2 protein-coding genes are annotated in these 1,939 nt (G+C 68.1%); both read right to left on the bottom strand.

Annotated elements, in window-relative coordinates:
• A partial coding sequence (locus tag DIE23_RS38860; protein ID WP_148093495.1) for a DoxX family protein occupies positions 1-267 on the bottom strand: 267 nt, incomplete at its 3' end.
• A 1-nt stretch (position 268) separates the two neighbouring features.
• A partial coding sequence (locus tag DIE23_RS38865; RefSeq protein ID WP_148093496.1) for an amidohydrolase occupies positions 269-1,939 on the bottom strand: 1,671 nt, incomplete at its 5' end.

Here is a 1,939-nt window from a genome sequence, read left to right on the forward strand (position 1 = left end):
GCCGGCGCCGAGCCACGTGAAGCGGCGAAACACCACGCACAGCGAGCCGCCGATCTCGACCACGACCGCCAGTGCCGCCCACAGCGCGGGCGGTTGCAGGCCGAAATGCGCCTGCTCCGCGACCGCATCGCCGAAGTGCATCGCCTTGTTGACGCCGCCTATGAGGAACGCGGAAACGAGCGCGAGACGCGCGAGCGGCAGGACCCACGGCTGCGACAGCAGCGCGCGGATCCATGCCGGATTGCCATGGACGGTGCGCGCCGTCATGTCAGACCGCCCAGCACGAACAGCCGAACGCGCCCCAGAAGCCCTTCGCGTCCGACGTCGGCAGCGCTCGGCCCCACGCACTCGCATGCGCATGGCCGTGCAGGCCGCACGCGCTCGCGCAGCCGCACATCGCCGCGGCCGCAGCCCGTTGCAGCGGTGCGCCCTCGCGCTGCGTCGCGCCCCACCCGCCGTAACCGCCGTACGCCCGCACCGGCGACCAGTCCGGCATCGCGGGCGGAATCGGCGCGTCGTGCGACGCGAACGGCCCGGCGCCCCACACGATCCGGCCGCCGACCACCGTCAGCAACGCGGTCGTGTCGACGATATCGTCCTCCGCACAGGTGAAGAAATCGCGATCCGGGACCATCAGGTCGGCAAGCTGCCCGACCGCGATGCGCCCTTTCCGGCCCACCTCGTTCGAGAACCACGTCACGTACTCGGTCCACATCCGCAATGCGGTTTCGCGATCGAGCAGGTTGCGCTGCGGATACAGGCGCATCCCGCCGACCGTCTTGCCCGTCACCAGCCACGCGAGCGACACCCACGGGTTGTACGACGCGACGCGCGTTGCATCCGTGCCGGCCGACACCTTGATGCCTTTCGACAGCATCTTCGCGACCGGCGGCGTCGCTTCGGCCGCCTGCGCGCCGTAGCGCTCGACGAAGTACTCGCCCTGATACGCCATCCGGTGCTGCACCGCGATGCCGCCGCCGAGCGCGGCGATCCGGTCCATCGATTTCTCGGAGATCGTTTCCGCGTGATCGAAGAACCAGTTCAGCCCCTCGAGCGGGATATCCTCGTTGACCTTCTCGAACACGTCGAGCGCGCGGCTGATGGTTTCGTCGTAGGTCGCATGCATGCGCCACGGCCAGCGGTTCTGCGCGAGCACGCGCACGACGCCTTCGAGATCGTCTTCCATCTGCGCGGGCAGGTCCGGACGCGCGACGCGGAAGTCCTCGAAGTCGGCCGCGGAAAACACCAGCATCTCGCCCGCGCCGTTGTGACGGAAGTAGTCGGTGCCGTCGTGATACGTGACGCTCTTCGTCCAGTTCACGAAGTCTTCCTTCTCCGCGTTCGGCTTCTGCGTGAACAGGTTGTACGCGATGCGGATCGTCATCTCGCCCGCGTCGTGCAGCTTTCGGATCACTTCGTAATCGTCGGGGTAATTCTGCGACCCGCCGCCCGCGTCGATCACGCCCGTCACGCCGAGCCGGTTCAGCTCGCGCATGAAATGACGCGTCGAGTTGTACTGATACTCGAACGGCAGCTTCGGGCCCTTCGCGAGCGTCGCGTAGAGGATCGTCGCGTTCGGGTTCGCGAGCAGCAGGCCCGTCGGATTGCCGGCGGCGTCGCGCAGGATGGTGCCGCCCGGCGGCTCCGGCGTGTCCTTCGTATAGCCGACGACGCGCAGCGCGGCCGCGTTCAGCAGCGCGCGATCGTACAGGTGCAGGATGAACACCGGCGTATCGGGCGCGACCGCGTTGAGTTCGTCGATCGTCGGCAGGCGCTTCTCGGCGAACTGGTGTTCGGTAAAGCCGCCGACCACGCGCACCCACTGCGGCGCCGGCGTGATCGCGACCTGCTGCTTGAGCATCTCCATCGCGACGGCGAGCGAGCGCACGCCGTCCCAGCGCAGCTCCATGTTGTAGTTCAGGCCGCCGCGAATCACGTG

It is taken from the genome of Burkholderia sp. Bp9143 (assembly GCF_003853645.1).
Lineage (GTDB): Bacteria > Pseudomonadota > Gammaproteobacteria > Burkholderiales > Burkholderiaceae > Burkholderia.